General features: G+C 72.0%; 22 protein-coding genes and 1 pseudogene. 5 read left to right on the top strand and 18 right to left on the bottom strand.

The window, feature by feature from the left end; genetic code table 11:
• The first annotated feature begins 107 nt into the window (after positions 1 to 107).
• From KWI83_RS07740 to KWI83_RS07725, 4 genes and pseudogenes are all read left to right on the top strand, one after another.
• Positions 108 to 1,325, top strand: a complete 1,218-nt coding sequence (locus KWI83_RS07740) for an MFS transporter (protein WP_218513598.1) — start codon at positions 108 to 110, stop codon at positions 1,323 to 1,325.
• A pseudogene (locus KWI83_RS07735) lies at positions 1,324 to 1,473 on the top strand (nitrate reductase); the annotation flags it as partial. The gene KWI83_RS07740 and the pseudogene KWI83_RS07735, both read left to right, overlap by 2 nt.
• A gap of 132 nt (positions 1,474 to 1,605) precedes the next feature.
• Complete coding sequence (locus tag KWI83_RS07730) at positions 1,606 to 2,292, top strand: DUF5995 family protein (RefSeq protein ID WP_218513526.1); 687 nt, start codon at positions 1,606 to 1,608, stop codon at positions 2,290 to 2,292.
• An 88-nt stretch (positions 2,293 to 2,380) separates the two neighbouring features.
• Positions 2,381 to 3,310 carry an LLM class F420-dependent oxidoreductase gene (locus KWI83_RS07725; protein WP_218513525.1) on the top strand — a complete coding sequence of 310 codons (930 nt, stop codon included), beginning with the start codon at positions 2,381 to 2,383 and terminating at the stop codon, positions 3,308 to 3,310.
• An 8-nt stretch (positions 3,311 to 3,318) separates the two neighbouring features.
• Here the strand turns inward: KWI83_RS07725 and KWI83_RS07720 are convergent, their stop codons facing one another.
• The 10 genes from KWI83_RS07720 to fmt form a co-directional block, all read right to left on the bottom strand.
• Positions 3,319 to 5,013: an NAD(P)/FAD-dependent oxidoreductase gene (locus tag KWI83_RS07720; protein ID WP_218513524.1), complete on the bottom strand. Its 1,695-nt coding sequence runs from the start codon at positions 5,011 to 5,013 to the stop codon at positions 3,319 to 3,321.
• 41 nt (positions 5,014 to 5,054) lie between these two features.
• Positions 5,055 to 5,843: a carbon-nitrogen hydrolase family protein gene (locus tag KWI83_RS07715; protein ID WP_218513523.1), complete on the bottom strand. Its 789-nt coding sequence runs from the start codon at positions 5,841 to 5,843 to the stop codon at positions 5,055 to 5,057.
• A gap of 243 nt (positions 5,844 to 6,086) precedes the next feature.
• A complete protein-coding gene (locus tag KWI83_RS07710; protein ID WP_218513597.1) occupies positions 6,087 to 7,250 on the bottom strand; it encodes an MFS transporter in 1,164 nt (387 codons plus the stop codon).
• 79 nt (positions 7,251 to 7,329) lie between these two features.
• A complete protein-coding gene (locus KWI83_RS07705) occupies positions 7,330 to 7,782 on the bottom strand; it encodes an Lrp/AsnC family transcriptional regulator (RefSeq protein WP_218513522.1) in 453 nt (150 codons plus the stop codon).
• Between the two features lie 10 nt (positions 7,783 to 7,792).
• The gene (locus tag KWI83_RS07700) at positions 7,793 to 9,280 is read right to left on the bottom strand and encodes an amino acid permease (RefSeq protein WP_218513521.1); all 1,488 of its coding nucleotides are present in this window, start codon (positions 9,278 to 9,280) and stop codon (positions 7,793 to 7,795) included.
• A 359-nt stretch (positions 9,281 to 9,639) separates the two neighbouring features.
• Entirely contained in the window at positions 9,640 to 11,085 is a 1,446-nt protein-coding gene (locus KWI83_RS07695; RefSeq protein WP_218513520.1) for a GuaB1 family IMP dehydrogenase-related protein, read from the bottom strand.
• A gap of 364 nt (positions 11,086 to 11,449) precedes the next feature.
• Positions 11,450 to 12,493 carry a sugar-binding transcriptional regulator gene (locus tag KWI83_RS07690; RefSeq protein WP_218513519.1) on the bottom strand — a complete coding sequence of 348 codons (1,044 nt, stop codon included), beginning with the start codon at positions 12,491 to 12,493 and terminating at the stop codon, positions 11,450 to 11,452.
• A gap of 89 nt (positions 12,494 to 12,582) precedes the next feature.
• The gene (rpe, locus tag KWI83_RS07685) at positions 12,583 to 13,269 is read right to left on the bottom strand and encodes a ribulose-phosphate 3-epimerase (RefSeq protein ID WP_218513518.1); all 687 of its coding nucleotides are present in this window, start codon (positions 13,267 to 13,269) and stop codon (positions 12,583 to 12,585) included.
• 154 nt (positions 13,270 to 13,423) lie between these two features.
• Positions 13,424 to 14,842, bottom strand: a complete 1,419-nt coding sequence (locus tag KWI83_RS07680) for an RsmB/NOP family class I SAM-dependent RNA methyltransferase (protein ID WP_218513517.1) — start codon at positions 14,840 to 14,842, stop codon at positions 13,424 to 13,426.
• Positions 14,843 to 14,911: 69 nt separating this feature from the next.
• Entirely contained in the window at positions 14,912 to 15,844 is a 933-nt protein-coding gene (gene fmt / locus KWI83_RS07675) for a methionyl-tRNA formyltransferase (protein ID WP_218513516.1), read from the bottom strand.
• A 255-nt stretch (positions 15,845 to 16,099) separates the two neighbouring features.
• On the opposite strand from fmt, the gene KWI83_RS07670 reads away from it, so the two are divergent.
• Entirely contained in the window at positions 16,100 to 16,642 is a 543-nt protein-coding gene (locus tag KWI83_RS07670) for a hypothetical protein (RefSeq protein WP_218513515.1), read from the top strand.
• A 127-nt stretch (positions 16,643 to 16,769) separates the two neighbouring features.
• On the opposite strand, the gene KWI83_RS07665 is transcribed toward KWI83_RS07670, so the two are convergent.
• The 8 genes from KWI83_RS07665 to KWI83_RS07630 all read right to left on the bottom strand — a co-directional run bounded on the left by KWI83_RS07665 (position 16,770) and on the right by KWI83_RS07630 (position 25,354).
• Complete coding sequence (locus KWI83_RS07665; RefSeq protein WP_218513514.1) at positions 16,770 to 18,923, bottom strand: primosomal protein N'; 2,154 nt, start codon at positions 18,921 to 18,923, stop codon at positions 16,770 to 16,772.
• A gap of 204 nt (positions 18,924 to 19,127) precedes the next feature.
• Complete coding sequence (gene metK / locus KWI83_RS07660; RefSeq protein ID WP_218513513.1) at positions 19,128 to 20,336, bottom strand: methionine adenosyltransferase; 1,209 nt, start codon at positions 20,334 to 20,336, stop codon at positions 19,128 to 19,130.
• 239 nt (positions 20,337 to 20,575) lie between these two features.
• On the bottom strand, positions 20,576 to 21,781 hold the full coding sequence (coaBC, locus tag KWI83_RS07655; RefSeq protein ID WP_218513512.1) for a bifunctional phosphopantothenoylcysteine decarboxylase/phosphopantothenate--cysteine ligase CoaBC: 1,206 nt from the start codon (positions 21,779 to 21,781) through the stop codon (positions 20,576 to 20,578).
• Between the two features lie 107 nt (positions 21,782 to 21,888).
• Positions 21,889 to 22,161 (bottom strand): DNA-directed RNA polymerase subunit omega, encoded by a 273-nt coding sequence (rpoZ, locus tag KWI83_RS07650; RefSeq protein WP_106415143.1) that lies wholly within the window; start codon positions 22,159 to 22,161, stop codon positions 21,889 to 21,891.
• 53 nt (positions 22,162 to 22,214) lie between these two features.
• A complete protein-coding gene (gmk, locus tag KWI83_RS07645) occupies positions 22,215 to 22,772 on the bottom strand; it encodes a guanylate kinase (protein ID WP_218513511.1) in 558 nt (185 codons plus the stop codon).
• 59 nt (positions 22,773 to 22,831) lie between these two features.
• The gene (locus KWI83_RS07640) at positions 22,832 to 23,155 is read right to left on the bottom strand and encodes an integration host factor (protein WP_003977346.1); all 324 of its coding nucleotides are present in this window, start codon (positions 23,153 to 23,155) and stop codon (positions 22,832 to 22,834) included.
• 253 nt (positions 23,156 to 23,408) lie between these two features.
• Positions 23,409 to 24,251 carry an orotidine-5'-phosphate decarboxylase gene (gene pyrF / locus KWI83_RS07635; protein ID WP_218513510.1) on the bottom strand — a complete coding sequence of 281 codons (843 nt, stop codon included), beginning with the start codon at positions 24,249 to 24,251 and terminating at the stop codon, positions 23,409 to 23,411.
• A complete protein-coding gene (locus tag KWI83_RS07630) occupies positions 24,248 to 25,354 on the bottom strand; it encodes a quinone-dependent dihydroorotate dehydrogenase (RefSeq protein WP_218513509.1) in 1,107 nt (368 codons plus the stop codon). Before KWI83_RS07630 ends, pyrF begins: the two co-directional genes overlap by 4 nt.
• Positions 25,355 to 25,401: the final 47 nt, after the last annotated feature.

Raw genomic sequence — 25,401 nt, 5'->3', positions numbered from 1 at the left:
GGCCTGTCGCACCGTGCCCTCTATCTATCAGGCAGGGTCCCTGATAATTTACCCGCCGGACGCGGTCGGCGCCGGGACGCACAAGGGGCGGGAACATGGGCGGGAACATGAAGGACGTGGTCTACGAGCACCGAGAGGTGAAACACGCCCGGTACGCCGTGGCCGCCGTGTTCGCCGTGCACGGCGCGGTCACCGGCTCGTTCGCCACCCGCGTCCCCTGGATCCAGGACCACGCCTCGGTGAGCGCCGGCCAGCTCGGCCTGGCGCTCGCCTTCCCCGCCCTCGGCGCGTCCTTGGCGATGCCGCTGGCGAGCCGGATCAGCCACCGTTTCGGCGCCCGCACGGCCCTGCGCGGACTGCTCGCCCTGTGGACGCTGGCGCTGGTCCTGCCGTCCCTCGCGCCCAACCTGCTCGCGCTCTGCCTGGCCCTGTTCACCTTCGGCGCCACGGCCGGCATGGCGGACGTCGCGATGAACGCGCTCGGCGTGGAGGTCGAGAACCGCCTCGGCCGCTCGATCATGTCCGGCCTGCACGGCATGTGGAGCGCGGGCGCCCTGATCGGCTCGGCGGGCGGCACGCTCGCCGCGCACCTGGGCACGGACGCCCGGCTGCACCATGCGCTGGCGGCCGCGTGCCTCACCCTGCTGGGCCTGCTCGCCTGCACCTGGGTGCTGGACCTCCAGCCCGCCGAGGACGAGGAACCCCCGCCCCGCTTCGCGCTGCCGCCGAGGTCGGCGCTGCTGATCGGCGCGGTCGGGTTCTGCGCGGTGTTCGCGGAGGGGGCGAGCCTGGACTGGTCGGCGGTCTATCTGAAGGACGAGCTGGGCACGTCGGCCGGTCTCGCGGCCGCCTGCACGACCGGCTTCACCCTCACCATGGCGCTCGCCCGGATCGCGGGCGACAAGGTGGTGGACCGCTACGGCTCGGTGCGCACGGTCCGCACCGGCGGCGTCCTCGCCACCGTGGGCGGTCTGCTGATCGTCTTCTCGGACCACCCGGCGACGGCCATGGCGGGCTTCGCGCTGATGGGTCTGGGCATCGCCGTGGTCGTCCCGCTGTGCTTCGCGGCGGCGGGCCGCAGCGGCCCGAACCCGAGCCAGGCCATCGCGGGCGTCGCGACCATCACGTACACCTCAGGGCTGATCGCGCCGAGCGCGATCGGCACGCTGGCGCAGGCGACGAGCCTGGTGGTGTCGTTCGCTCTGGTGACCTTCCTGTCGTGCGGCCTGGCGGTGTTCGCGGGCGTGCTGCGCTCCGGGGACCGGGACCGCCCCAAGGTGGTGGGTGGTCGCCCACGTGTACGAAGCACCCGCGACCAGCCCTGATACGTTCTCGCTGAGCGGCATCGCCCTCGGCACGCTCGTCGTCATCACCGGCTACCACGCGCTGCGGGCGTTCGCCCCCGCCCACCTCAAGACGCAGCGGCCGCTCCTGGACGAGGGCACCTCCCGCTACGACGAGGCCACGTCATAGGCGTGCGACGGTAAGAAGGTCCCCGGCTGCTCCGCCCTGCACTCCCCCACGCGTGGCGGCCGCGTCCCTCGTTCTGGGGAAGCGCCGGGCTCGCCTGCACCCGGGCCGGCGTAGGGCTGGGACGCTGCCCCCATGACGCAGTTGGAAGAGTTCACCACTCCCGTCGACGCGGTCGTCTCCCGGATGCGCGCGCTGGCCGCGGCCCTGCCCGCACAGGACGGGGTCGCGGTCTTCAACCGTGTCTACCTCGCCGTCACCGAGGCCGTCGACCACCGCATCGACAGCGGGGCCTTCCCCGACGCGCGGGCCGCGATCACGCTGGACGTACGGTTCGCGGAGCGCTATCTGGCGGCCGTCGACGCGGTCGCGGCGGACCGGCGTCCACCGGCCTGCTGGCGGCCGCTGTTCCAGCTGCGCCGCCATCCCGGCGTACGGCCGCTGCAGTTCGCGCTCGCGGGCATCAACGCGCACATCGGGCACGACCTGGCGCTCGCCGTCGTGGACGCCTGTCGTACGTTGGACTGCGAACCGGCGGAGCTGGAGGACGAGTTCGACCGCGTGGGCGACCTGCTCGTGACGCTGGAGGAGCGCATCCGCGAAGATCTGATGCCGGGTCCCGACCTGCTCCAGATCGCCGACCCGCTCACCCATCTGCTCGGCGCGTGGAGCCTGGAACGCGCCCGGGACGCCACGTGGTCGGCGGCGCGGGCCCTGTGGGCGCTGCGCAGGCTGCCTGACCTCGCCGCGGAGTTCACCGAGCGCCTGGACGCGGCGGTGGGCTTGGCGGGCCGGATGATGCTCACGCCGCTGCCGGGCTGATCCGGTGTCGGCCCTGCCACGCCCTGGAACTCCCGTGTGAGAGCTGTACGTTCGACAGAAACAGACCTCTTGCAAAGGAGCACACGGTATGGCGACACGCCTCGGACTCGGCCTCCCGCAGAACAGGCAGTACGACCTCGGACGTGACGTGCCCGACGTGGCGCGCGCCGCTGAGGGGACCGGCTACGAGAGCCTGTGGGTGTACGAGCGGGCTCTGTTCCCCGAGCCCGCCACCCAGGGCCTGTACGGCATCGAGGGCCTCCCCTGGCCCGACTCCTACCGGGGCGTGGCCGACCCGCTGGTCACCCTCACCCTGGCGGCCGCGGCCACCGAGCGTGCCGAGTTGGGCACCAGCGTGCTGGTGGCACCCCTGCACGTGCCGTTCCAGCTCGCCAAGGCGCTCGCCTCGCTGGACGCGGCGAGCGGCGGCCGGGTGGTCGCCGGGTTCGGCACGGGCTGGTCCCACGACGAGTACGCGGCCGCGTCGGTGCGGCCGTTCGAGGAGCGCGGCCAGATGCTGGACGAGCTGATCGGGGTGTGCCGCGCGGTGTGGGGTCCGGACCCGGTGTCGTACGACGGGCGCGTCACGAAGATCGCCTCGGCCGTGGTCGGCCCCAAACCGGCCCGGCCGATCCCCATCCTGCTGGCCGCGAACACCCCGAGGGCGCGGCGCCGCCTCGTCGACCACGCCGACGGCTGGATGCCGGTGGGCATGGGCGCCGAGGCCGTGGCCGCGCAGTGGCGGGAGCTGCAGGATCTGGCGGCCGAGCGCGGCCGTAAGGAGCCGATCCGCACGGTGCTGCGGGTGAACCCGCAGTACACGGCCAAGGCCTACGACGGCCCCGACCGCAGCCCCTTCCAGGGCAGCGTCGACCAGATCATCGAGGACCTGGTCGCGCACGCCCGGATCGGCCTCGACGAGATCCTCCTCGACCTCCAGTCCACCGTGCGGGACGCCCAGGAACTCAAGGACGTCGCCGCCCAGGTGTACGAGCAGGCGCGAGCGGCCGGAATCTAGGGCCTGCCCTAGTCCTCGGGCAGTTCCACCGGCGCGATCTCGTCGTAGACGTCGCCGGGGCCGGGGTTGGCCGGGTCGGTCGTCCCGCCGAAGTGGTGCATGACGCCCCAGACCGCGTTCAGCGCGGTCTGGACGGCGCCCTCGGCCCAGCCGGCCGTCCAGGAGATGTCGTCACCGGCGAGGAAGATGCCCCGCTTGTCCTCGGGCAGCCGGTCCTGCATGAAGTGCGTGAACAGGCGCCGCTGGTAGCGGTAGTGGCCGGGCAGGTTGGCCTTGAACGCGCCCATGAAGTAGGGCTCGTTCTCCCAGGAGACCGTCACCGGGCTGCCGATGATGTGCTTGCGGATGTCGACCTTCGGGTAGATCTCGCCGAGCGACTTCAGCATGACCTCCATCCGCTCGTTCGCGGACAGCGGCAGCCACTTCAGGCTGTCGTCGCACCAGGTGTACGACAGGCAGATCACGGCGGGCTTGTCCGGACCGTCGTCCAGGAGGTAGGTCCCGCGCGTCATACGGTCGGTGAGCGTCATCGACATGACGTCACGCCCCGTCTCGTCCTTGTCCAGCCAGAACGGGCGGTCCACGGGCACGAAGAGCTTGGACGACTCCATGTAGTGGGTGCGCTCGATCGCGGTCCAGTGGTCGATCGGGAACAGCGAGTCGTCGCAGGCGATCTTCGACAGCAGCATCCAGGACTGGGCGGTGAAGATGGCCGCCTGGTAGGTGCGGATGTCGCCGTTCGCGTCGGTCACGGTGACGCGGTTGCCCGCGGTGCGGTGCAGCCGGGTCACCGCCGGGCGCGGCTCGCCGTTCTCGTGCAGTTTCGCGAGCGAGGTGCCGTACTCCCAGTGCACGATCTTCTCCGGCTCCCGCTCCCACAGCCGCAGCGGCAGCTGCTGGGAGCCGCCGACGATGCCGCGGTGGTGGTCGTCGGCCTCGGTGTAGACGACCCGCAGGATCTCCAGGATGGAGTTGGGGAAGTCGGTGTCCCAGCCGCCGGTGCCGAAGCCGACCTGGCCGAAGATCTCGCGGTGCCGGAAGGACTTGAAGGCGTCCGAGTCGCAGAGGAAGCCGTAGAAGGTCTGGTTGTCGAGCTTCTCGACGAGCTTCGACCAGATCTCGCGGATGCGCGGCACGTCCCGCTCGCGCATCGCCCGGTTCATGTCGGAGAAGTCGGCGCCCTCTTCGAGGCACCTGTTCCAGGCGTCGGCCACGTCCCGGTAGACCTGCGGCAGGTCGTCGATGGTCTCGGCGTAGTGGCTCTCGCCCTTGAGGTCGACGACGGTCGACGGGGTGGCCTCCGCCAGCGGGTTCGGGAAGGGCCTGGTCTCCAGGCCGACCAGGTCGATGTAGTGCTGGAGGGCGGTGGAGGACGGCGGGAAGCGCATCGCGCCCATCTCGGCGGTCAGCGACGGGTCGCAGCCCTCGAAGCCGACGGTGCGCAGGCGTCCGCCGATCCGGTCGGCCTCGTAGACGACGGGCTTGAGGCCCATCTTCATCAGCTCGTACGCGGCCACGATGCCGGACAGGCCGCCGCCGATGACCGCGACCTCGGTGCCGTGCTCGGTCGCGGGTATCTGGCCGAGGCCCGCCGGGTGGGCGAGGAAGTCGTCGTACGCGTACGGGAAGTCCGGGCCGAACATGGTGATCGGCGGCTGCTGCTCGTCGGCGTGCTCGACGGCGTTGGGCACCGTGGACGTCATGGGGTACGGGCTCCTTGCACAAGAAGAACGGGGTGGGGGTTTCAGACGAGCGACCCGTAGAGGCCGGGGCGGCGGTCCTTCAGATACGGGTTCGCCTCCCGGGAGGCGGCGAGGAAGGCGGGGTCCACCTCGGCGAGGACGAGTTCCTCACCGCGCCCGGCGCGGGTGCGGGCGAAACCGTCCGGCCCGGCGAGGGTGGACAGCCCCACGAACTCGAACTCGCCCTCGTGGCCGACCCGGTTGACGTACGCCACGTACATCTGGTTCTCGAAGGCCCGCACCGGTACCAGCGACTCGGCGACGAACTGGAACGGGTGCATCTGCGCGGTCGGCACCAGCAGCAGGTCGGTGCCGGCGAGGGCGTGCGCCCGGACGTTCTCCGGGAACTCCACGTCGTAGCAGATCATGATCCCGACCCGCAGCCCGTCCAGCTCGGCCTGGACCACCGGCTGCTCGCCCGGCGTGAAGTGGTCGCGCTCGAAGCAGCCGAAGAGGTGGGTCTTGCGGTAGTTGGCGAGCCGCGTGCCGTCGGCGGAGATGAGCTGGGCGGAGTTGAAGACCACGTCGGCGGAGCGCTCCGGGTAGCCGTACGCGATCGCCAGGCCGTGCCGCGTGGCGATCTCGGCGACGGCGTCGGCCGCGTCACCGTCGGCGGGCTCGGCGAGACGGGCGATGTCGTCGCCGACCGCATAGCCGGTCAGGAACATCTCCGGCGTGACCAGCAGCCCGGCACCGGCGGCAGCGGCACGGCCCGCGGCCTCGTCGAGGACCTTGAGGTTCTCGACGGTGGAGCCGGGCCGGCCGGAGCTCTGGAGCAGGGCGGTGCGCATGCGTGTTCCTCACCAGGACGGATGGGTGTGGGGGCCACGTAGACCGTACGGGCGGGGGGCGCGGCCGGACAAGGAGCAGCCGTTGCGCGCTGACGGCCGGATTGTTGCGTCCGTTCCGCACGGCCCGGCGATTCGTTGCGCGCCCTCGCCGTACGTCCCCTCCTCCTCGGGGCGCCCGGCGCGGCCGGGTCCCCGCCGGGCGTCGAAGACGCGTTGCGCGATGTGGCGGGGGCACGCCGCCGGTCAGCCCCCGCTCCAGGGTGGCTCACTCCGGCGACGGGCTCCCCTTCCCGCGCCCGCCACCAGCACCGCGATCACCAGGTACGGCACCCCGAACACCGCGAAGGCCGTACTGTGCCCGGTCGCCGAGCCGATCGCCGCGTACGCGCCGAACACCGCGACCGTGGCCAGTTCGGTGCCCAGCCCCGCGATCGACGTGACCGTGGCCCGCGCGCTGTCGTCGATCCGCCGCTGGAGCCGGGCGTCGGCCAGCACACTCGCCAGCTGGAAGCCGCCGAAGGCGACGGCGACCAGCGCGATACCGGCCGGCGCCCGGGCCAGGGCGCCCACGGCGAGGGCCACTGCGGAACCGGCGAGCACACCCGCGAACCCGGCCGCGCCGAGGCGCTCGCCCGGACCGGCGAGCAGGCTCCCGACGGTGGCGCCCGCCCAGATCAGCAGGAGCAGAGAGGGACCGGCCCCGTCCGGCACGCCGGTGTCCCGGACCAGCAGCGGCGTGTACTCGTCGAGGGCGCCCCACACCGACCCGACGGCCGCGACGAGCAGCAGTGCGGCGGTGACCGACCGGTCGGGGCGGCCGACGGCGCGCAGCGTGCCGTACCAGCTCCCACTCCCGGACGCCGTGGCGCGATGCTCGGGGAAGCGGGTCGCCACAGCCGCCGTCAGCAGACAGGTCAGCACGCTCGCCGCACCGACCAGCGGATAACCGCCCAGCGCGAGCACCGGCCCGGCCAGCCCCATCGCGGCCATCACGGCCACCAGGCCCGCGGCACGCGCCCGGCCCATCACGCGGGCGTAGTCGTCGGCCGCGCCGAGCCGGTCCAGTTCCTCGTACACCAGCGCCTCCAGCGCGCCGGAGCCGAGCGCTCCACCCGCGCCCCAGAGGACGAACCCGAGCGCGAACGCCCCGTACGAGGGGATGAGCACCCACAGGGCGAAGCCGACGGCGGTCAGCAGCGGGCCGAGCCACAGCAGCAGCCGACGGGAGACGGCGTCGGCCCAGGCGCCGGAGGGGACCTCCAGCAGCACGCCGGTGACCGACCACAGGGCGAAGAGGGAGGAGATCTGCCCGAGGGACAGCCCGGTGTCGCCGAAGAGCAGGGCGTAGACCGGGTACAGCAGGACGAAGTCGTCCAGGAAGGCGTAGCCGTACAGCGTCCGGGTCAGTCGCCGGACGCCGGGCTCAGGGGCGCGTGAAGGTCAATGTCGCCAGGTCATGCGACCGATGGTAGACCGCACGCCGGGATCAGGTGGGCGCTCCGGAGGAGAAGCGCCGCAGCAGCGGCGACAGGACGAGCACGGACTTGGTCCGCTCCACGAACGGCTCCCCCGCGATCCGCTCCAGGACCCGCTCGAAGTGCCGCATGTCGGAGGCGAAGACCTGGGCGATCGCGTCCGCGTCCCCGGTGACGGTGGACGCGGCCACGACCTCCTGGTAGCGCTCCAGGCCCCGCTGGATGATCTCCGGCGAGGTGTTGCGGCGGCAGTAGATCTCGACGAACCCCTCGGTCTCCCAGCCCAGCGCCGAGGGGTCCACCCGGACGGTGAACCCGGTGATGGCGCCGGTCGCGCGCAGCCGGTCCACGCGCCGCTTCACGGCGGGCGCGGACAGGCCGACGAGCTGCCCGATGTCCGCGTAGGAGCGGCGGGCGTCCTCGGCGAGGGCGTGCACGATGCGTTCGTCGAGATCGTTCAGCACTGCGGGTGGTTCACTTCACTTCTGATGCGACTGATGCGTCTGCCACGGCCAGACGGGAACGGCGGTAGCCGTACAGGAAGTAGAACACGAGACCGGAGGCCATCCAGAACCCGAAGACCACCCAGGTCACGGTGTCGAGGCTGAACATGTTGTACGCGCAGAAGACGAAGCCCAGGACCGGCAGCACCGGCCCGAACGGCACCTTGAACGTGCGCTCCAGCTCCGGCCGCTTGTACCGCAGGACGATCACCGCGATGTTGACCAGCGCGAAGGCGAACAGCGTGCCGATGCTGGTGGCGTCGACGAGCTTGCCGAGCGGGATCAGGGCGGCGAGCACACCGCAGAACAGGGACACGATCACCGTGTTGAGGCGCGGCGCGCCGGTCTTGTGGTGGACCTTGCCGAGCGCCTTGGGCACCAGGCCGTCGCGGGACATCGCGAAGAGGATGCGGGTCTGGCCGTAGAGCACGGTCAGGACGACGCTCGCGATGGAGATGACCGCGCCGAGGGCGAGCAGGGTGCCCCAGAAGGACTGGCCGCTGACGTCGTTCATGATCGCGGCGAGGGATGCGTCGGAGCCCTCGAACTTGGTCCAGTTCCAGGCGCCGACGGCGACGGCCGCGACGAGCACGTAGAGGGCGGTCACGATGATCAGCGAGAGCATGATCGCGCGGGGCAGGTCCTTCTTGGGGTTCTTGGCCTCCTCACCGGCGGTGGAGGCGGCGTCGAAACCGATGTAGGAGAAGAACAGCGTGGCACCGGCGGCGCTGACGCCGGCCATGCCGAGCGGCATGAAGTCGGCGTAGTTGCCGGACTTGAAGCCCATGAAGCCGACCGTGCAGAACAGCACCAGCGCGGCGATCTTCACCACGACCATGATGGTGTTGGCGCGTGCGGACTCCCGCACACCGCCGAGCAGGAAGATCATCGCCAGCAGGACGACGATCAGCGCGGGCAGGTTGACGATGCCGCCCTCACCCGGCGCCGAGGACAGCGCGGAGGGGATGGTGACGCCGATCGTCCCGTGGAGCAGTTCGTTGAGGTACTCGCCCCAGCCGACCGCGACCGCGGCCACCGACACGCCGTACTCCAGGACCAGGCACCAGCCGCAGACCCAGGCGACGAGTTCGCCCATCGTTGCGTATGCATACGAGTACGAGGAGCCCGCCACGGGGATGCTGCCCGCCAGCTCGGCGTACGACAGGGCCGAGAAGAGCGCCGTCAGACCGGCGATGACGAACGCCAGGGTGACCGCGGGACCGGCCTCGGGGACGGCGTCGCCGAGGACGACGAAGATGCCGGTGCCGAGGGTGGCACCGATGCTGATCATGGTGAGCTGCCACAGGCCGAGGGAGCGCCGCAGCGAGCCTCCCTCACCCTGGCCGCCCTCCGCGACCAGGCGTTCCACGGGCTTGCGGCGCATCAGGCGCGCGCCGACCCCCGGGGACGTGGGGTCGGTCTGGCTGCTGTGCTGCGGGGGTGCGCCTTGGTCGAGCACGCGCTGGCTCCTTTGTTGCTGCCGGTCAGGGGACGGGGACCGGCGGCATCCCCCGTGAAGACACGGGAACCCACCGAGCGGGGTCCCCGCCACGCCACGTACGAGGCGACAGCCTATGAGCAGGGGCGTTGCCGTTGTAATGCAGCAACCTTGCGTATGCCCGCAAGATCATTGCGTTCCTGGGGGCTCGGCGTGCGTTCGTTGCACGGCGGGCTGTGAACCGTTGCGCGAAGGCCCGGTCAGGGCGCTTCCAGCTCCTTGACCGACAGTCCCCAGGCCCCGGTACCGGGTGCACTGACGGTAGGTGCGGGAACGCGAAACGGCCCCCGTCACCGGGGGCCGTCCGTGAGGCAGTCGAGTCAGTTCCAGCTGGCGTGCAGCGGCTTGCCCTCCGCGTAACCGGCGGCGCTCTGGATGCCGATGACGGCCTTCTCGGCGAACTCCTCCAGGGAGGCGGCGCCGGCGTAGGTGCAGGCGGAGCGGACGCCCGCGATGATCGAGTCGATCAGGTCCTCCACGCCGGGTCGGGCGGGGTCGAGGAACATGCGGGAGGTGGAGATGCCCTCCTCGAACAGGCCCTTGCGGGCACGGTCGTACGCCGACTCCTCCGCCGTGCGGTTGGCCACCGCACGCGCGGACGCCATGCCGAACGACTCCTTGTACGCACGCCCGTTGGCGTCGTGGTGGAGGTCGCCCGGCGACTCGTACGTACCCGCGAACCACGAGCCGACCATCACGTTGGACGCACCGGCCGCCAGCGCCATCGCCACGTCACGCGGGTGCCGGACACCGCCGTCCGCCCACACGTGCTTGCCGTACTTCCTGGCCTCGGCGGCGCACTCCAGCACGGCCGAGAACTGGGGGCGGCCCACGCCGGTCATCATGCGGGTGGTGCACATGGCGCCGGGGCCCACACCGACCTTGACGATGTCGGCGCCCGCCTCGATCAGGTCGCGCACGCCCTGAGCGGAGACGATGTTGCCGGCCACGATCGGCACCTGCGGGTCGAGGGCGCGCACCAGCTTGATGGCGGTGATCATCGACTCCTGGTGGCCGTGCGCGGTGTCGATGACGAGCGTGTCGACGCCCGCGTCGAGCAGCTGCTTGGCCTTGCCCGCGACATCGCCGTTGATACCGACGGCGGCGGCTGTGCGCAGCCTGCCCTGGGCGTCGACGGCCGGCTTGTACAGCGTGGCGCGCAGCGCGCCCTTGCGGGTGAGGATGCCGGCGAGCTTGCCGTCGGCGTCGACGGCGGGGGCGTAGCGCCGGTTGTGGTGGTCGAGGGTGTTGAAGGCCTCGCGGGGGTCCATACCGGCGTCGAGCAGGAGCAGCTCGTCCTTGGACATGACCACTTCGAGCTGGGTGAAGCGGTCGACGCCCGTGAGGTCCCGGTCGGTGACGACACCGATCGGGCGGTGCTCCTCGTCGACGACGACACCGGCGTTGTGCGCCCGCTTGGGCAGCAGGGAGAGCGCGTCGGCGACGGTCTGGTGGGGGGCCAGCACGATCGGGGTGTCGAGGACCAGGTGGCGGCTCTTCACCCAGGAGACGACCTCGGTGACGACGTCGATCGGGATGTCCTGCGGGATGACCACGAGGCCGCCGCGCCGGGCCACGGTCTCGGCCATGCGGCGGCCGGCGATGGCGGTCATGTTGGCGACGACGAGCGGAATCGTGGTGCCCGTGCCGTCCGGGGAGCTGAGGTCCACGCCCTGACGGGAGCCGACCGCGCTGCGGCGCGGCACCATGAACACGTCGTCGTACGTCAGGTCGTACGAGGGCTGGATGTCATTGAGGAAACGCACGTGCTGCACATCCCAGTCGATCAGAGGTGGCCCCCGGACAGGTCAGCCAGGGGAGAAGAGCACGTACTTCATTCTCCCATGTCGGCCGGAATGCGATGCCCGGTGACTTCGTCCAGGCAGGTCAGGGGGCCCTTAGGAGGATCCTCCAAGGGCGAGCGCCACGGTCGGCCCCGGCGCCGCGTCCCCGGCCTGCGCGAACACCTGCTGGGCGGTGAAGAGCTGGCGGCGAGCGCGTCCCGGGTGCGGCCGAACCATTCGGGCAGCCGAAGCGCCCGGGCGCAGCCCCCATCGTCGGGGTGGAGGGAGTCGCAGAGGGACGGACCGCGGCGGGTTTCCGCCACGGCTGTCCCCATGTGACCGTCCGTCAGGGCCCGTCCGGGTCGGCCCTGTTCAGCGCCGGCCGCGGGGTCGGTCCGGCCGTCATCAGATAGTCGGCCGCGGAGGTGTCCGTGACCAGGCTGGTGACGAGCCCCGACCGCAGCACCGCGTCGATGGCGGCCGCCTTGCGCTGCCCGCCCGCGATCGCGACGACCTCGGGGATACGGCGCAGCTGCTCGGCCTTGACCGTGATGCACCGCTCCCCCAGGTCCCGTCCGACCCGGCGGCCGTCGGCGTCGAAGAGGTGCGCGGACATCTCGGCGGCGACACCGAGGGACGCGTAGTGGGAGCGCTCCTCGTCGCTGAGCATGTCGTGCACCGTGGAGATGCCGGGCTCCCAGGAGCCGATGGAGACACAGGCGACGGTGACCTTGTCGAAGTAGTCGAAGGCCCGGGCGATCCCCGTCTGGTGGCGCAGCGCGGCCGCGGTGGCGGCGTCCGGCAGCAGCATCGGCGCGTAGATGGGGTGGGCGTCGCCGCCGGAGACCTGGGCGGCCCGGCGCACGGCCTCCACGGAGCCGCGCTCGGCGGTCCCGGCGTCGTACACGCCCGTCAGCTGCACCACCGTGCAGGGCGGCAGCTTGTCGAGGGCGGCGGCCATGTGGATGGTGGACCGGCCCCAGGCCAGCCCGAGCACATCACCCTCGTTGACCAGCTCGCCGAGCAGGTCGGCGGCCACCTCGCCCAGGTTCTCGGGGTCGGGGGTCTCCTCGGCCTCGGCCGGGGACTCCACCACGACGGCGTGCCTGAGGCCGTAGCGGGCGCGCAGCGCGTCCGAGCGCTCCGCGTCCAGCTCGGCCGGCACACGGATCTCGATGCGTACGAGATCCCGTTCGAGGGCGGTCTCCAGGACCCGGGCCACTTTGAAGCGGCTGACGCCGAACTCCTCCGCGATCTGGATCTTGGACTTGCCTTCGAGGTAGAAGCGGCGGGCCATGGCCGCCGCCTGCACCAGCTCAGCGGGTCCCATCCGCATGGCTGACCGGCCCGCCGACATACCCGACACGGCGATCTCCTCACTGCTGTTCACACTCTGGATTCGCCGTTCATCCTTGCAGATCCGGCGCGCTTGATCAGCCCTGCTGGGCGCCCGACGGGCGCCGTTCACGTAACCGTGGCTCAGTGGTCGCACACCCATGCCGCGTGCTGCGTCGCGGACTCCGCCTTGGCGCGCAGGGCACGCACCGCGGCGGCCGGGTCGGCGGCCCCGTACACGGCGGAACCGGCCACGAACACATCGGCGCCCGCTTCCGCGCAGCGCTCGATCGTCGCGTCCGAGACCCCGCCGTCGACCTGCAGCCAGAGCTCCAGGCCGTGCTTGCTGATCAGTTCCCGGGTGCGGCGGATCTTGGGCAGCATGATGTCCAGAAACGCCTGCCCACCGAAGCCCGGCTCAACCGTCATGATCAGCAACATGTCGAGTTCGGGCAGCAGATCCTCGTACGGCTCGATGGACGTCGCCGGCTTCAGCGCCATGGACGCCCGGGCGCCCTTGGCCCGGATCTCCCGGGCCAGCCGTACCGGCGCGGCGGCCGCTTCGACGTGGAAGGTGACCGAGGAGGCGCCCGCCTCCACGTACTGAGGGGCCCACCGATCGGGGGCCTCGATCATCAGGTGGCAGTCCAGCGGGGTGTCCGTCGCACGGGCCAGCGACTCCACGACCGGCACGCCGAGCGTGAGGTTCGGGACGAAATGGTTGTCCATGACGTCGACGTGGAGCCAGTCGGCCCCTTCGACCGCCCGCGCCTCGTCGGCGAGACGGGCGAAGTCGGCGGACAGGATGCTGGGGTTGATCTGCACGGCCATGCACTAAGCGTGCCATGCCCTCCCGGGGTGAGGGGCATCGGTCCCGGCGGAAATCAGGTCGTATGAACATCGCGGGCCGTCCGCGGCTGGTCGCGCCCGCGCGGCGGAGCCGCATATGTTGCGGCCCCGCGCCCCTTGTGGGGCGCGGCCCGCGTCAGCCGGTCCGCCGCACGACCGCCAGATACATCGCGTCCGTCCCGTGCAGATGCGGCCACAGCTGTACGTCCGGACCGTCCCCCAGGTCCGGCACACCCGGCAGCAGCGGCCGGGCGTCGATCAGCTCGGCCTCCGGGAACTGCTTGAGCACGTCGGCGACCACGGCCCGTGTCTCCGCGAGGTGCGGCGAGCAGGTGGCGTACCCGACGACCCCGCCGACCCGCACGGACTCCAGGGCGGTGCGCAGCAGCCCGCGCTGGAGCGGAGCGAACGCGTCGAGGTCCTCCGGGCGGCGCCGCCACCGCGCCTCGGGCCGCCGGCGCAGCGCGCCGAGCCCGGTGCAGGGCACGTCCATCAGCACCCGGTCGAACGAGCCGGGCCGCCACGGCGGCCGGGTCCCGTCGGCGGCGATGACCTGGTACGGGCCGGGATTGCCGCGCAGCGCCTTCGCCACCAGCCCGGCCCGATGCGGCTGCTTCTCCGCGGCCAGCAGCGAGGCGCCCCGCGCGGCGGCGAGCGCGCCGAGCAGCGCGGCCTTGCCGCCCGGCCCGGCGCACCCGTCCAGCCACTTCTCGTCGGGCCCGGCGAGCGGCGCGTTCGCCAGGGCCAGCGCGACCAGCTGACTCCCCTCGTCCTGCACGCCCGCCCGGCCCTCCCGTACGGCGTCGATGGCCCCGGGCTCCCCGCCCTCGGTGAGCCGTACGGCGTACGGCGACCAGCGCCCCGGCACGGCGGCGTCCTCGCGCAGCAACTCGTCGGTCGTGGCCCGTCCCGGCCGCGCGACCAGGGTCACCTCGGGCCGCTCGTTGTCGGCGGCCAGCAGTTCCTCGATACCGGCCCGGCCGCCGCCGAGCGAGTCCCACAGCGCGGAGACGACCCAGCGCGGATGCGAGTGCACAACGGCGAGATGGTCCTCGGGGTCCTCGTCGTAGGGCGGCGCGACCCGCTCCAGCCACCCGTCGAGGTCGTGCTGCGCGACCTTGCGCAGCACGGCGTTCACGAACTTGGCCCGCCCGTCGCCGAGCACGACCCGGGCGAGTTCGACCGTGGCCGACACGGCGGCGTGCGAGGGGATCCGCGTCCCGAGCAACTGGTGCGCACCGAGGCTCAGCACGTCCAGGACCGGCGGATCGACCTCCCTGAGCGGCCGGTCGACGCACTCCGCGAGCACGGCGTCGTACGTGCCCTGCCGCCGTAGCGTCCCGTACACCAGCTCGGTCGCCAGCGCTGCGTCCCGCCCGTCGAAGTCCCCGCTCTCCCGCGCCTTCCGCAGCAGCGGCGGCAGCACGAGATTGGCGTACGCGTCCCTCTCGTCGACGGCCCGCAGCGCCTCGAAGGCAAGGATGCGGACGGGGTCCTTCTTGGGCCGACGATAGGGCTTGCCGGGTTTGCGGGGCCGACGGGAGGTGTCGCTCACGTAAAGGTGCTCCGGATTTCTGTATACGGTGTGCACCCCAGCGTACGTCGCACGGCCTGCGGCGTCGGCTCAGCCCCCGAGCACCTCACCGTCCGCGGTCCGCACCCCCCGCGCCCAGTCCGCCGCCCGCATCGGCTTCTTGCCCTGGGCCTGCACCCACAGCAGCTCGACGGCGTGCGAGCCGGTGCCGACGTACACGTTGTTCTTGCCGACGGACAGCCGGCCCGGTGCGAGATCCTTCCGGTCGGGGACGAGCGCGACCTGCACGAGCTTGAGCCGCTCGCCCCGGAAGGTGGTCCAGGCGCCGGGCGCGGGCGTGCAGCCGCGCACCACCCGGTCCACGCGCAAGGCCGGGGCCGCCCAGTCGACCCGGGCGTCCTCGACGGTGATCTTCGGCGCGAGGGACACCCCGTCGGCGGGCTGCGGTACGGCCTTCAGGGTGCCGTCCGCGATGCCGTCCATGGTTGCGGCGAGCAGCCCGGCGCCGGCGAAGGCGAGCCGGGTCAGCAGGTCGCCGCTGGTGTCGGTGGGCCGGATCGTCTCGGTCACGGTGCCGTAGACGGGCCCCGAGTCGAGCCCCTCCTCGATGAGGAACGTGGACGCGCCCGTGATCTCGTCGCCCGCCATGATGGCGTGCTGCACGGGCGCGGCGCCGCGCCAGGCGGGCAGCAGCGAGAAGTGCAGGTTGACCCAGCCGTGGGCGGGGATGTCGAGGGCGGCCCGGGGCAGCAGCGCCCCGTACGCCACGACGGGACAGCAGTCGGGCCCGATCTCCCGCAGCCGCTGAAGGAACTCCGGCTCCCGCGGCCTGACCGGCTTCAGCACCTCGATGCCGGCCTCCTCCGCCCGCTCCGCCACGGGGGAGGCGACCAGCCGACGCCCGCGCCCGGCCGGCGCGTCCGGCCGCGTGACAACGGCGACCACCTCGTGCCGCCCGGAGTCGAGCAGGGCGTCCAGAGCGGGAACAGCGACCTCGGGGGTACCGGCGAAGACAAGCTTCATGTGCGGACACGGGCCTCTCGGCTGGGGTTGGTCAGGGCAACGCACAAGTCTATGGCGCACCCGGACGATTGCCCGCCCGGCCACGAACGGAGAGGCCCCCAGCGCACCCTCCGGCGGAACGGCGCACGCATATGCCCCCACGCCCCCACACCGTGACCACCGGCCCCCCAACGCGTTGGTCAAGAAAGAGTTGACCAACGGGCCGCACCAGCGGCCCGATCCTTTCTCTTCAACGCCGGTTCGAGAGGCTTGTTCATGGCCGACCACGCAACCCACGACGCCCAGGCTCGGGCCAGCCTGCACTTGCTGGTGCGGGACATCGAGCGGGTCCGCCGGCAGGTGGACGCACTCCGCACGCTCACGGCCCAGTTGGGCAACGTCTACCGCCCGCGCCGCTCCGGCCCGTCCACGGGCTTCGTCGTCTACGGACGCGCCCCCGCCCCGACGGTTCGTCTCGCCCAGGAACTGCGGGACAGTGTCGAGACCCTGGTCACGGCCGCGGTGGACTTCGACCGTTCACTCGGGTTCTCGTGGGACGCGGTGGGCTCCGCCCTCGGAGTCACCAAGCAGGCGGTGCACCGCCGCTACGGCTCCCGCCGCGCCACCGCCCAGGCGGCCGCCGAGGCCGAGCGGACCACGGAAGCGACGGGGACCCGCACGGTGAACGTCGGCACCGGCATCCCCACGGTGCCGACGGTTCCGGCGGCCCGCTCCATGCCGACCCAGCCGACGGCGGGCAGCCCGTCGCTCCGCGACGAGGTCAGGCCGACCGCCTTCCCCAGCCCGCGCAACGGCTGACACAACGGCTGACCAACCAGCTGAGCACAAGGGCTGACGCCGCCCCCCACCGCCAGACCTGCCCTCCCGGCCACGCCCGGGAGGGCAGCCGTACGCAGCGCCGGGATCCACCCGGCCGAACGGCACGTCAGCCGATGTCGGGCGGATCGATGCGCACCCACACCACCGCCCCGCTCCCCCGGGCCATCCGCGCCGCCTGCGCGGCCTTAAGGGCGGCCGCCAGCGCGGCCCCCCGCCCCGGCGGCACCCGGACCAGCGCCCGCACCCACCGCTCCCCGGCAGGCGGCGCCCCCGGCCGCCGCGACCGCCCCGCAGCCACCGGCGTGACGGGCAGCGCAACGGGCCCCAACACCTCGGCCTGCGACGGCAGTTCGACCATCCCCAGGAACTCGGCGACCGCCTCCGCCGTCCCCGACACGGCCGCCATCCGCGACACCGGTGGGAATCCCAGCTCGGCCCGCTCGGCCAGCTCCCGTACCGCATGCCCGACGGGATCCCACCGCACCAGCGCCTGCACCGGCCGCAGCGTCGGCTCGGCGACGACGACCACGGTCCCCCCGTCGCCCTGCGGCCGGACGAGCGCCGACGCTCCGATCCAGCGCCGCAACGCGTCCTCACCGGCCCGCAGATCGGGCCGCCCGAGCATGGCCCACCCGTCGAGCAGCAGCGCCGCCGCGTACCCGCCCTCGGCGACGGGCTCGGCCCCCGGCGTACTCACCACCAGGGCCGGCGCCCCCGGCACCGTGTCCAGCACATGCTCGCGCCCGGACGTCCGCACCGGCACGGCCGGAAACGCCCGCCCCAGTTCCTCGGCGGTCCGCCGCGCCCCCACGACCTGCGCCCGCAAGCGGAACGCCCCGCACTCCGGGCAGTGCCACGAGCCCTCCTCACGCCCGCACCACCCGCAGCGCGGCGCCCCGGCGTCGTGCGCCTGAAGCGGCCCGGCACAGCGCCGGCACCGCGCGGGCGCCCGGCACTGCGCACAGGCCATCCGCGGTACGTATCCGCGCCGCGGCACCTGCACCAGCACCGGCCCGTGCCGCAGCCCGTCCCGGACCACCTGCCAGGCGAGGGTCGGCAGCCGGGCGGCGCGTGCGGCCTCGTCGCGCGCCAGGTCCTGGTCCCCCACCGTCCGTATCAGCGGAGCGGCGGCCCGCACCTGCTCCCGCGCGGCGACCAACGGGCGCGCCCACCCGCTCTCCACCAGCTGCGCGGCCTCCACGGTGCAGCTCCAACCGCCCAGCAGGAAGGCGCACTTGTCCTGGGCGGCACGCAGCAGCAGCACGTCCCTGGCATGCGGCTGCGGCGCGTGCTGCTCGCTGTGGCTGTCGTCCCCGTCGTCCCAGCAGGCGACCAGCCCCAGGTCCTGAACGGGCGCGAACATCGCGGCCCGCGTCCCCACCACGGCCCGAACCGACCCGCGCCGCACGGCGAGCCACTCCGCGTACCGCTTCTCGGGCCCCGCGTCGGCCGTCAACAGCGCATGCCGCCCCTCACCCAGGAGAGCCGTCAACTCGGCGTCGACCCGGGAGGCGGTCCGGCCATCCGGTACGACAACCAGCGCACCGCGTCCCGAGGCCAGTGTCGCGGCGACGGCGCGGGCCAGCTCCGTACTCCACTCGGGCCCGGGCAGGGCGTTCCACACGGCCCGTGGAGCGCCCCCCGAGGCCAGCGCCTCCAGGAAGGCGGGCCCCCGCGCGTAACGGGCCCAGGACCCCGCCTCGGGCGCCGGGGGCGGAGGCAGCGGCGCGGGCGACGGTCGCTGCTCGGCTCGGGCGCTGCGCGGCGGCACGGCGAGCTGCAGCACATCGGCGAGGCTCCCGGCGTACCGGTCGGCCACGGCCCGGGCCAGTCCCAGCAGTTCCTCGCTCAGCACCGGCTCCGGTGACACGACCTGGGCCAGCGCCGCCAGCGGCCCCGAGTAGTCCGACTCGGCCCGCCGCTCGACGAGGAACCCGTCGATCAGGCCCCCGCCCTCACGGCGCCCTTCCCGCACCCGATGCCGCCCGGCCCCGAACCGCACCCGCACCCGCACCCCGGGCTGCGCGTCGGCGTCGAGCTCCTCGGGCACGGCGTAGTCGAAGTACCGGTCGAGATGCAGCACCCCCTTGTCCACGAGCACGCGCGCCACGGGCAACTCCTTGGCCAGCGCGGCACCTCGCCACGTGCGGGGCTTGGCCCGGGGCGCCTTGGCCTTGCGGACGCTCTCCCGAATGAACGCGAGCTGCTCCGGCGGCGCACCCTCCGCGCCGCCGTCCCCCCGGCTGTTCTCGCTGCTCACGCTTGCATTCTTACCAAACGCCACTGACAACCGACGCCGGCCCGGGATCACCTCGGGCCGCGGCTCATACGCCGTCGGGCGCTTCTGCCCTGGGCCGCTCGGCCATACCGGTCAAGGACCGGCGCGCGGCCGCCGCAGGCCCGGCACACACCGAGGCCCGGCCCCCCGAAGGGAACCGGGCCTCGCGTCGAGCGAAGGAGGGCCTTACAGCCCCGCGGCCGCGCGCAGCGCATCCACGCGGTCCGTGCGCTCCCAGGTGAAGTCGGGAAGCTCACGGCCGAAGTGGCCGTACGCCGCGGTCTGGGCGTAGATCGGGCGGAGCAGGTGGAGGTCGCGGATGATGGCCGCCGGGCGGAGGTCGAAGACCTCGTCGATCGCCTTCTCGATCTTCTCGTGGTCGATCTTGGCCGTGCCGAAGGTCTCGACGAACAGACCGACGGGCTCGGCCTTGCCGATGGCGTAGGCCACCTGGACCTCGCAGCGGGAGGCCAGGCCCGCGGCGACGACGTTCTTGGCGACCCAGCGCATCGCGTACGCCGCCGAGCGGTCCACCTTGGACGGGTCCTTGCCGGAGAAGGCGCCACCGCCGTGACGGGCCATGCCACCGTACGTGTCGATGATGATCTTCCGGCCGGTCAGACCCGCGTCACCCATGGGGCCACCGATCTCGAAGCGGCCGGTGGGGTTGACCAGGAGGCGGTAGCCCTCGGTGTCGAGCTTGATGCCGTCGTCGAGCAGCGCCTTCAGCTCCGGCTCCACGACGAACTCGCGGATGTCGGGCGTGAGCAGCGAGTCCAGGTCGATGTCGCTGGCGTGCTGCGAGGAGACGACCACCGTGTCGAGGCGGACGGCCTTGTCGCCGTCGTACTCGATGGTGACCTGCGTCTTGCCGTCCGGGCGCAGGTAGGGGATCGTGCCGTTCTTGCGCACGTCGGACAGGCGCTTGGACAGGCGGTGCGCCAGGAAGATCGGCAGCGGCATCAGCGTCGGCGTCTCGTCCGAGGCGTAGCCGAACATCAGGCCCTGGTCACCGGCGCCCTGCCGGTCCAGCTCGTCGTCGTCGCCCTCGACCCGGCTCTCGTACGCCGCGTCCACACCCTGCGCGATGTCCGGGGACTGCGCGCCGATCGACACCGAGACACCGCAGGAGGCGCCGTCGAAGCCCTTCTTCGACGAGTCGTAGCCGATCTCGAGGATCTTGTCCCGGACCAGCTGCGGGATCGGCGCGTAGGCCTTGGTCGTGACCTCGCCGGCCACGTGCACCAAACCGGTCGTGATCAGGGTCTCGACGGCGACCCGGGACGTCGGGTCCTCGCTCAGAAGCGCGTCGAGAATGGTGTCGCTGATCTGGTCAGCGATCTTGTCGGGGTGACCCTCGGTCACGGACTCCGAGGTGAACAGGCGACGGGACACAACGCTCCCTGGGGTTGCAGCGGCTGCTGGCTGATCATTGGTGGACGGGACGGGGGCTGCGCCCGACGACGTCCGACAACAGTTTATCGGTCGCGCTCCGCCACGAGGTCACCCGTCTCGCCTCTCGGGAGCCCTGTGACCTGCGGCACGGGCATTCTGCCCAATGTGCGGTGACGTTGGCCAGGGTCGCCACACCGTGAATGTACGGATCCAGGGGCGGCGTACGGCCGTTGTGGCCATCACCCCAGACGTTCCGCCACGAGATCCCAGACCGTGTCGGCCAGCGCTTCCTTGGGGCCGTACGGCACGGGTGTCTCGCTGCCGTCGGCGCCCAGCACCACCGCTTCGTTCTGCTCTGAGCCGAAGGTCCTGCGCTCGCCGACCTCGTTCACCACGAGCAGGTCGCAGCCCTTGCGCTCCAGCTTCGTGCGGCCGTTGGCGAGGACGTCGTCGGTCTCGGCGGCGAAGCCGACGATCACCTGTCCGGGGCGGGCGCGGTCGGCCGAGATCTCCGCGAGGATGTCCGGATTCCGTACGAGCACGACGGGCTCCGGCTCCTGGCCGTCCTGCTTCTTGATCTTCCCGGCCGCGTAGGTCGCCGGGCGGAAGTCGGCGACCGCCGCCGCCATCACCACCGCGTCGGCCTCCGCGGCCGCCTTCAGCACCGCCTCGCGCAGCTGCACGGCCGTGCCCACCTGGACGACGTCCACGCCCGCCGGGTCGGGCAGCCCGGTGGTGTTCGCCGCGACCAGCGTGACGCGGGCGCCCCGCGCGGCGGCCGTGCGCGCGAGGGCGTAGCCCTGCTTGCCGGAGGAGCGGTTGCCGAGGAAGCGGACGGGGTCGAGCGGCTCGCGGGTGCCTCCGGCGCTGACGACGACGTGGCGGCCCTTGAGGTCGGGCTCGGTGACCCCGCGGGCCAGCACGCGGCGGCAGACCTCGAAGATCTCGGCGGGCTCGGGCAGCCGGCCCTTGCCGGTGTCGACGCCGGTGAGTCGGCCGACGGCGGGCTCGATGACGACCGCGCCCCGGCGGCGCAGCGTCGCCACGTTCTCCTGGGTCGCCGGGTGCTCCCACATCTCGGTGTGCATGGCGGGGGCGAACACGACCGGGCAGCGGGCGGTCAGCAGGGTGTTGGTCAGCAGGTCGTCGGCAAGGCCGTGGGCGGCCTTGGCGAGCAGGTCGGCGGTGGCCGGGGCGACGACCACCAGGTCGGCCTGCTGTCCGATGCGGACGTGCGGGACTTCGTGGACGTCGTCCCAGACCTCGGTGGAGACGGGGTGGCCGGACAGCGCGGACCAGGTCGCGGCGCCGACGAAGTGCAGCGCGGAGGCGGTGGGGACGACGCGCACGTCGTGGCCCGACTCCGTCAGCCGCCGCAGCAGCTCACAGGCCTTGTACGCGGCGATGCCACCGCTGACCCCCAGAACGACCTTGGGCTTGTCCACCGTCTCTCCCCGGACTCGACACGTACGGCGTACGCGTCTATGACACACCACAGGCCCGGCAGTCGGGCCGCCGGGCCTGTGGATAAGTCTGCTGCGAGCAGAAAATACTACTGCGCCGGGCCGTCGACGGCCTCGGACGTCAGCAGCCCCGCGTTGATCTCACGAAGTGCGATCGAGAGCGGCTTCTCGTGGACGTGGGTGTCCACGAGCGGACCGACGTACTCGAGAAGGCCCTCGCCGAGCTGCGAGTAGTACGCGTTGATCTGGCGGGCCCGCTTGGCCGCGTAGATCACGAGGCTGTACTTCGAGTCGGTGGCCTCGAGGAGCTCGTCGATCGGCGGGTTGATGATGCCCTCGGGCGCGGAGATGGAAGAGGACACGCTCTACCTTCCGATGGATGGGAAACGATCGGGCGTGATCACATCACTCGTGATCACACAACATCCATCAAGGCTAGCAGCTCACGCGCCACATCCTCGACGGAGGTGTTGACCAGTGTCTCGTCGAACTCCGGCTCCGCCGCCAGTTCGACCTTCGCCGCGGCGAGCCGGCGCTCGATCACCTCGGGCGGCTCGGTGCCCCGGCCGGTGAGTCTGCGCACCAGCTCCTCCCAGGAGGGCGGAGCGAGGAACACCAGCTGGGCCTCGGGCATCGACTCCCGCACCTGCCGGGCACCCTGGAGGTCGATCTCCAGCAGGACGGGCTCGCCCTTCTCCAGCCGCTCCAGCACGGCCGCACGCGGCGTGCCGTAACGGTTGCCGGCGAACTCGGCCCACTCCAGCAGCTCGCCGTTGGCGACCAGCTTGTCCATCTCCTCGTCGGTGACGAAGAAGTAGTGGACTCCGTGCCGCTCGCCGGGGCGCGGCTTGCGGGTCGTCGCCGACACCGAGAGCCAGACCTCGGGGTGTTCCTTGCGCATATGGGCGACGACCGTGCTCTTGCCGACCCCGGAGGGTCCGGAGAGCACGGTCAGCCGCGGACGTTCACTCATGCAGCGATTATTCCAGCTGTACCGGAGTGCCCGGGACCAGTCCCGGAGTCCTCCAAAGGTCAGGAACCGGTGCTGCCGAACTCACGCTCGAGGGAGGCGATCTGGTTGGAACCGAGACCACGCACGCGGCGGCTCTCGGAGATGCCGAGTCGCTCCATGATCTGCTTGGCGCGGACCTTGCCCACGCCCGGCAGGGACTCAAGGAGGGCGGAGACCTTCATCTTGCCGATGACGTCGTTCTCCTGGCCCTGCTTGATGACCTCGTGAAGGGAGGCGCCGGAGTGCTTGAGTCGATTCTTGACCTCGGCCCGCTCCCGGCGAGCCGCGGCGGCCTTTTCGAGCGCGGCTGCGCGCTGTTCGGGGGTAAGGGGCGGAAGAGCCACGCCTACGTCACCTCGGATGTCGAACTGTCGGATACGGACCGGTGAGGAACCTAGTCGCCCCACACCTGGGGAGCCACGAGCAACACGCTTGCCCGTTCTCTCGTCGGAGACTAGCGGTCAAGTCCGCCAGAGTCAGCGAGAACAGCGGAAAAGTCCTGGTCAGCCTCTGTCAGGACCGGATGTTTCAGACATACTGCCCTGGATTTGAGGATGTATCCAGCCTCAAGATGCTCCGAACCCCTGGTCGGGCCCCTCAAGCCCCCGCCACCGCGGCCCGGATCTCCTCCGCGAAGCGGTCCGCCGCGGTACGCAGAGCGACCACGTCGGGACCGTGCCGCAGCACACCCCGGCTGACGTTCGGCACGACGTTGCGCACGGCGGCCCCGAAAACCCCGGGGAGGTCGGCCGGAGTGGCTCCCTGGGCGCCGATTCCGGGGGCCAGCAGGGGACCGTTGATGTCGAGGTCGTACGACGAGAGGTCACCGAGCGTGGCGCCGACGACCGCCCCGAAGGAGCCCATCGGTTCCTCCCCCGCGTTCTCGGCGGCCAGGTGGGCCAGCATGGTCGCGCCGACGGTACGGCCGTCGCCGCGGACGGCGTGCTGGACCTCCGCGCCCTCGGGGTTGGAGGTCAGCGCCAGCACGAACAGGCCCGCCCCGCTCTCGCGCGCCAGCTCCACGGCGGGCTTGAGCGACCCGTAGCCGAGGTACGGGGAGACGGTCAGGGCGTCGGAGAACAACGGGGCGTCCTTGTGCAGGAAGGACTCGGCGTACGCGGCCATGGTGGAGCCGATGTCGCCGCGCTTGGCGTCCATGACGACCAGCGCCCCGGCCGCCCGCGCCTCCTCGACCGCCTTCTCCAGGACGGCCACGCCCCGCGCGCCGAAGCGCTCGAAGAACGCGCTCTGCGGCTTCAGGACGGCGACCCGGTCGGCCATCGCCTCGACGACCGTGCGGCTGAACCGCTCCAGGCCCGCCACGTCGTCGTTCAGCCCCCAGTCGGCGAGCAGGGAGGCGTGCGGGTCGATGCCGACGCACAGCGGGCCCCGCTCGTCCATGGCACGGCGCAGGCGTACGCCAAAGGGTTCCAGACTCATGCGGCCTTCCTCACATCGGCGCCGACGGCGTCGGCGAGCGTGGCGTACGGGCTCGTGCGCAGGCGTGCGGCGAGGCCCTTGTGGATCGCGCGGGCCCAGAAGGGGCCCTCGTAGATGAAGGCGCTGTAGCCCTGCACCAGGGTGGCGCCGGCCAGGATGCGCTGCCAGGCGTCCTCGGCGTTCTCGATGCCGCCGACGCCCACGAGGGTGATGCGGTCGCCCACGCGCGCGTACAGGCGGCGCAGCACCTGGAGGGAGCGGGCCTTCAGCGGAGCGCCGGAGAGGCCGCCGACCTCCTTGACCAGCGAGGGTTCGGATTTCAAACCGAGACCCGCGCGCGCGATGGTGGTGTTCGTGGCGATGATCCCGTCCAGGCCCAGCTCGACGGCGAGATCGGCGACCGCGTCGATGTCCTCGTCGGCCAGGTCGGGCGCGATCTTCACCAGGAGCGGGACGCGCCGGGAGGTGACGGTCCGGTCGGCGGCCTCGCGGACGGCGGTCAGCAGGGGGCGCAGCTGGTCGACCGCCTGGAGGTTGCGCAGTCCGGGCGTGTTGGGCGAGGAGACGTTCACGACCAGGTAGTCCGCGTACGGTGCCAGCCGCTCGGCCGACTTCACATAGTCCGCGACGGCCTCGGCCTCGGGGACCACCTTGGTCTTGCCGATGTTGACGCCCACGACGGTCCTGAAGACCGGCTCGCGCGAGGCCAGGCGGGCGGCGACGCGCAGCGAGCCGTCGTTGTTGAAGCCCATGCGGTTGATCAACGCCCGGTCCGGGACCAGCCGGAACAGCCGCTTCCCGGGGTTGCCGGGCTGCGGCTCCCCCGTCACCGTGCCGATCTCGACATGGTCGAAGCCGAGCATCGACATGCCGTCGATCGCGACGGCGTTCTTGTCGAAGCCCGCGGCGAGCCCGAAGGGGCCGTGCATGCGCAGTCCGAGGGCCTCGGTGCGCAGCTCCTTGTAGCGGGGGGCCAGCACGGCCGCGACGAAGGTGCGCAGGACGGGGATGCGGACGGCGCGGCGGATCCAGCGGAAGGCGAGGTGGTGGGCCCGCTCCGGGTCCATGCGCCGGAAGACGAGACTGAAGAAGATCTTGTACATGTGTCCTCACGAAGACCTGTGGGCAGACAGGTGTCCTCACGAAGAGG

The organism is Streptomyces sp. TRM70350 (assembly GCF_019219825.1).
GTDB lineage: Bacteria > Actinomycetota > Actinomycetes > Streptomycetales > Streptomycetaceae > Streptomyces.
The sequence above is the reverse complement of the archived record's forward strand: the minus strand, read 5'-3'. Positions and strand labels throughout refer to the sequence as shown.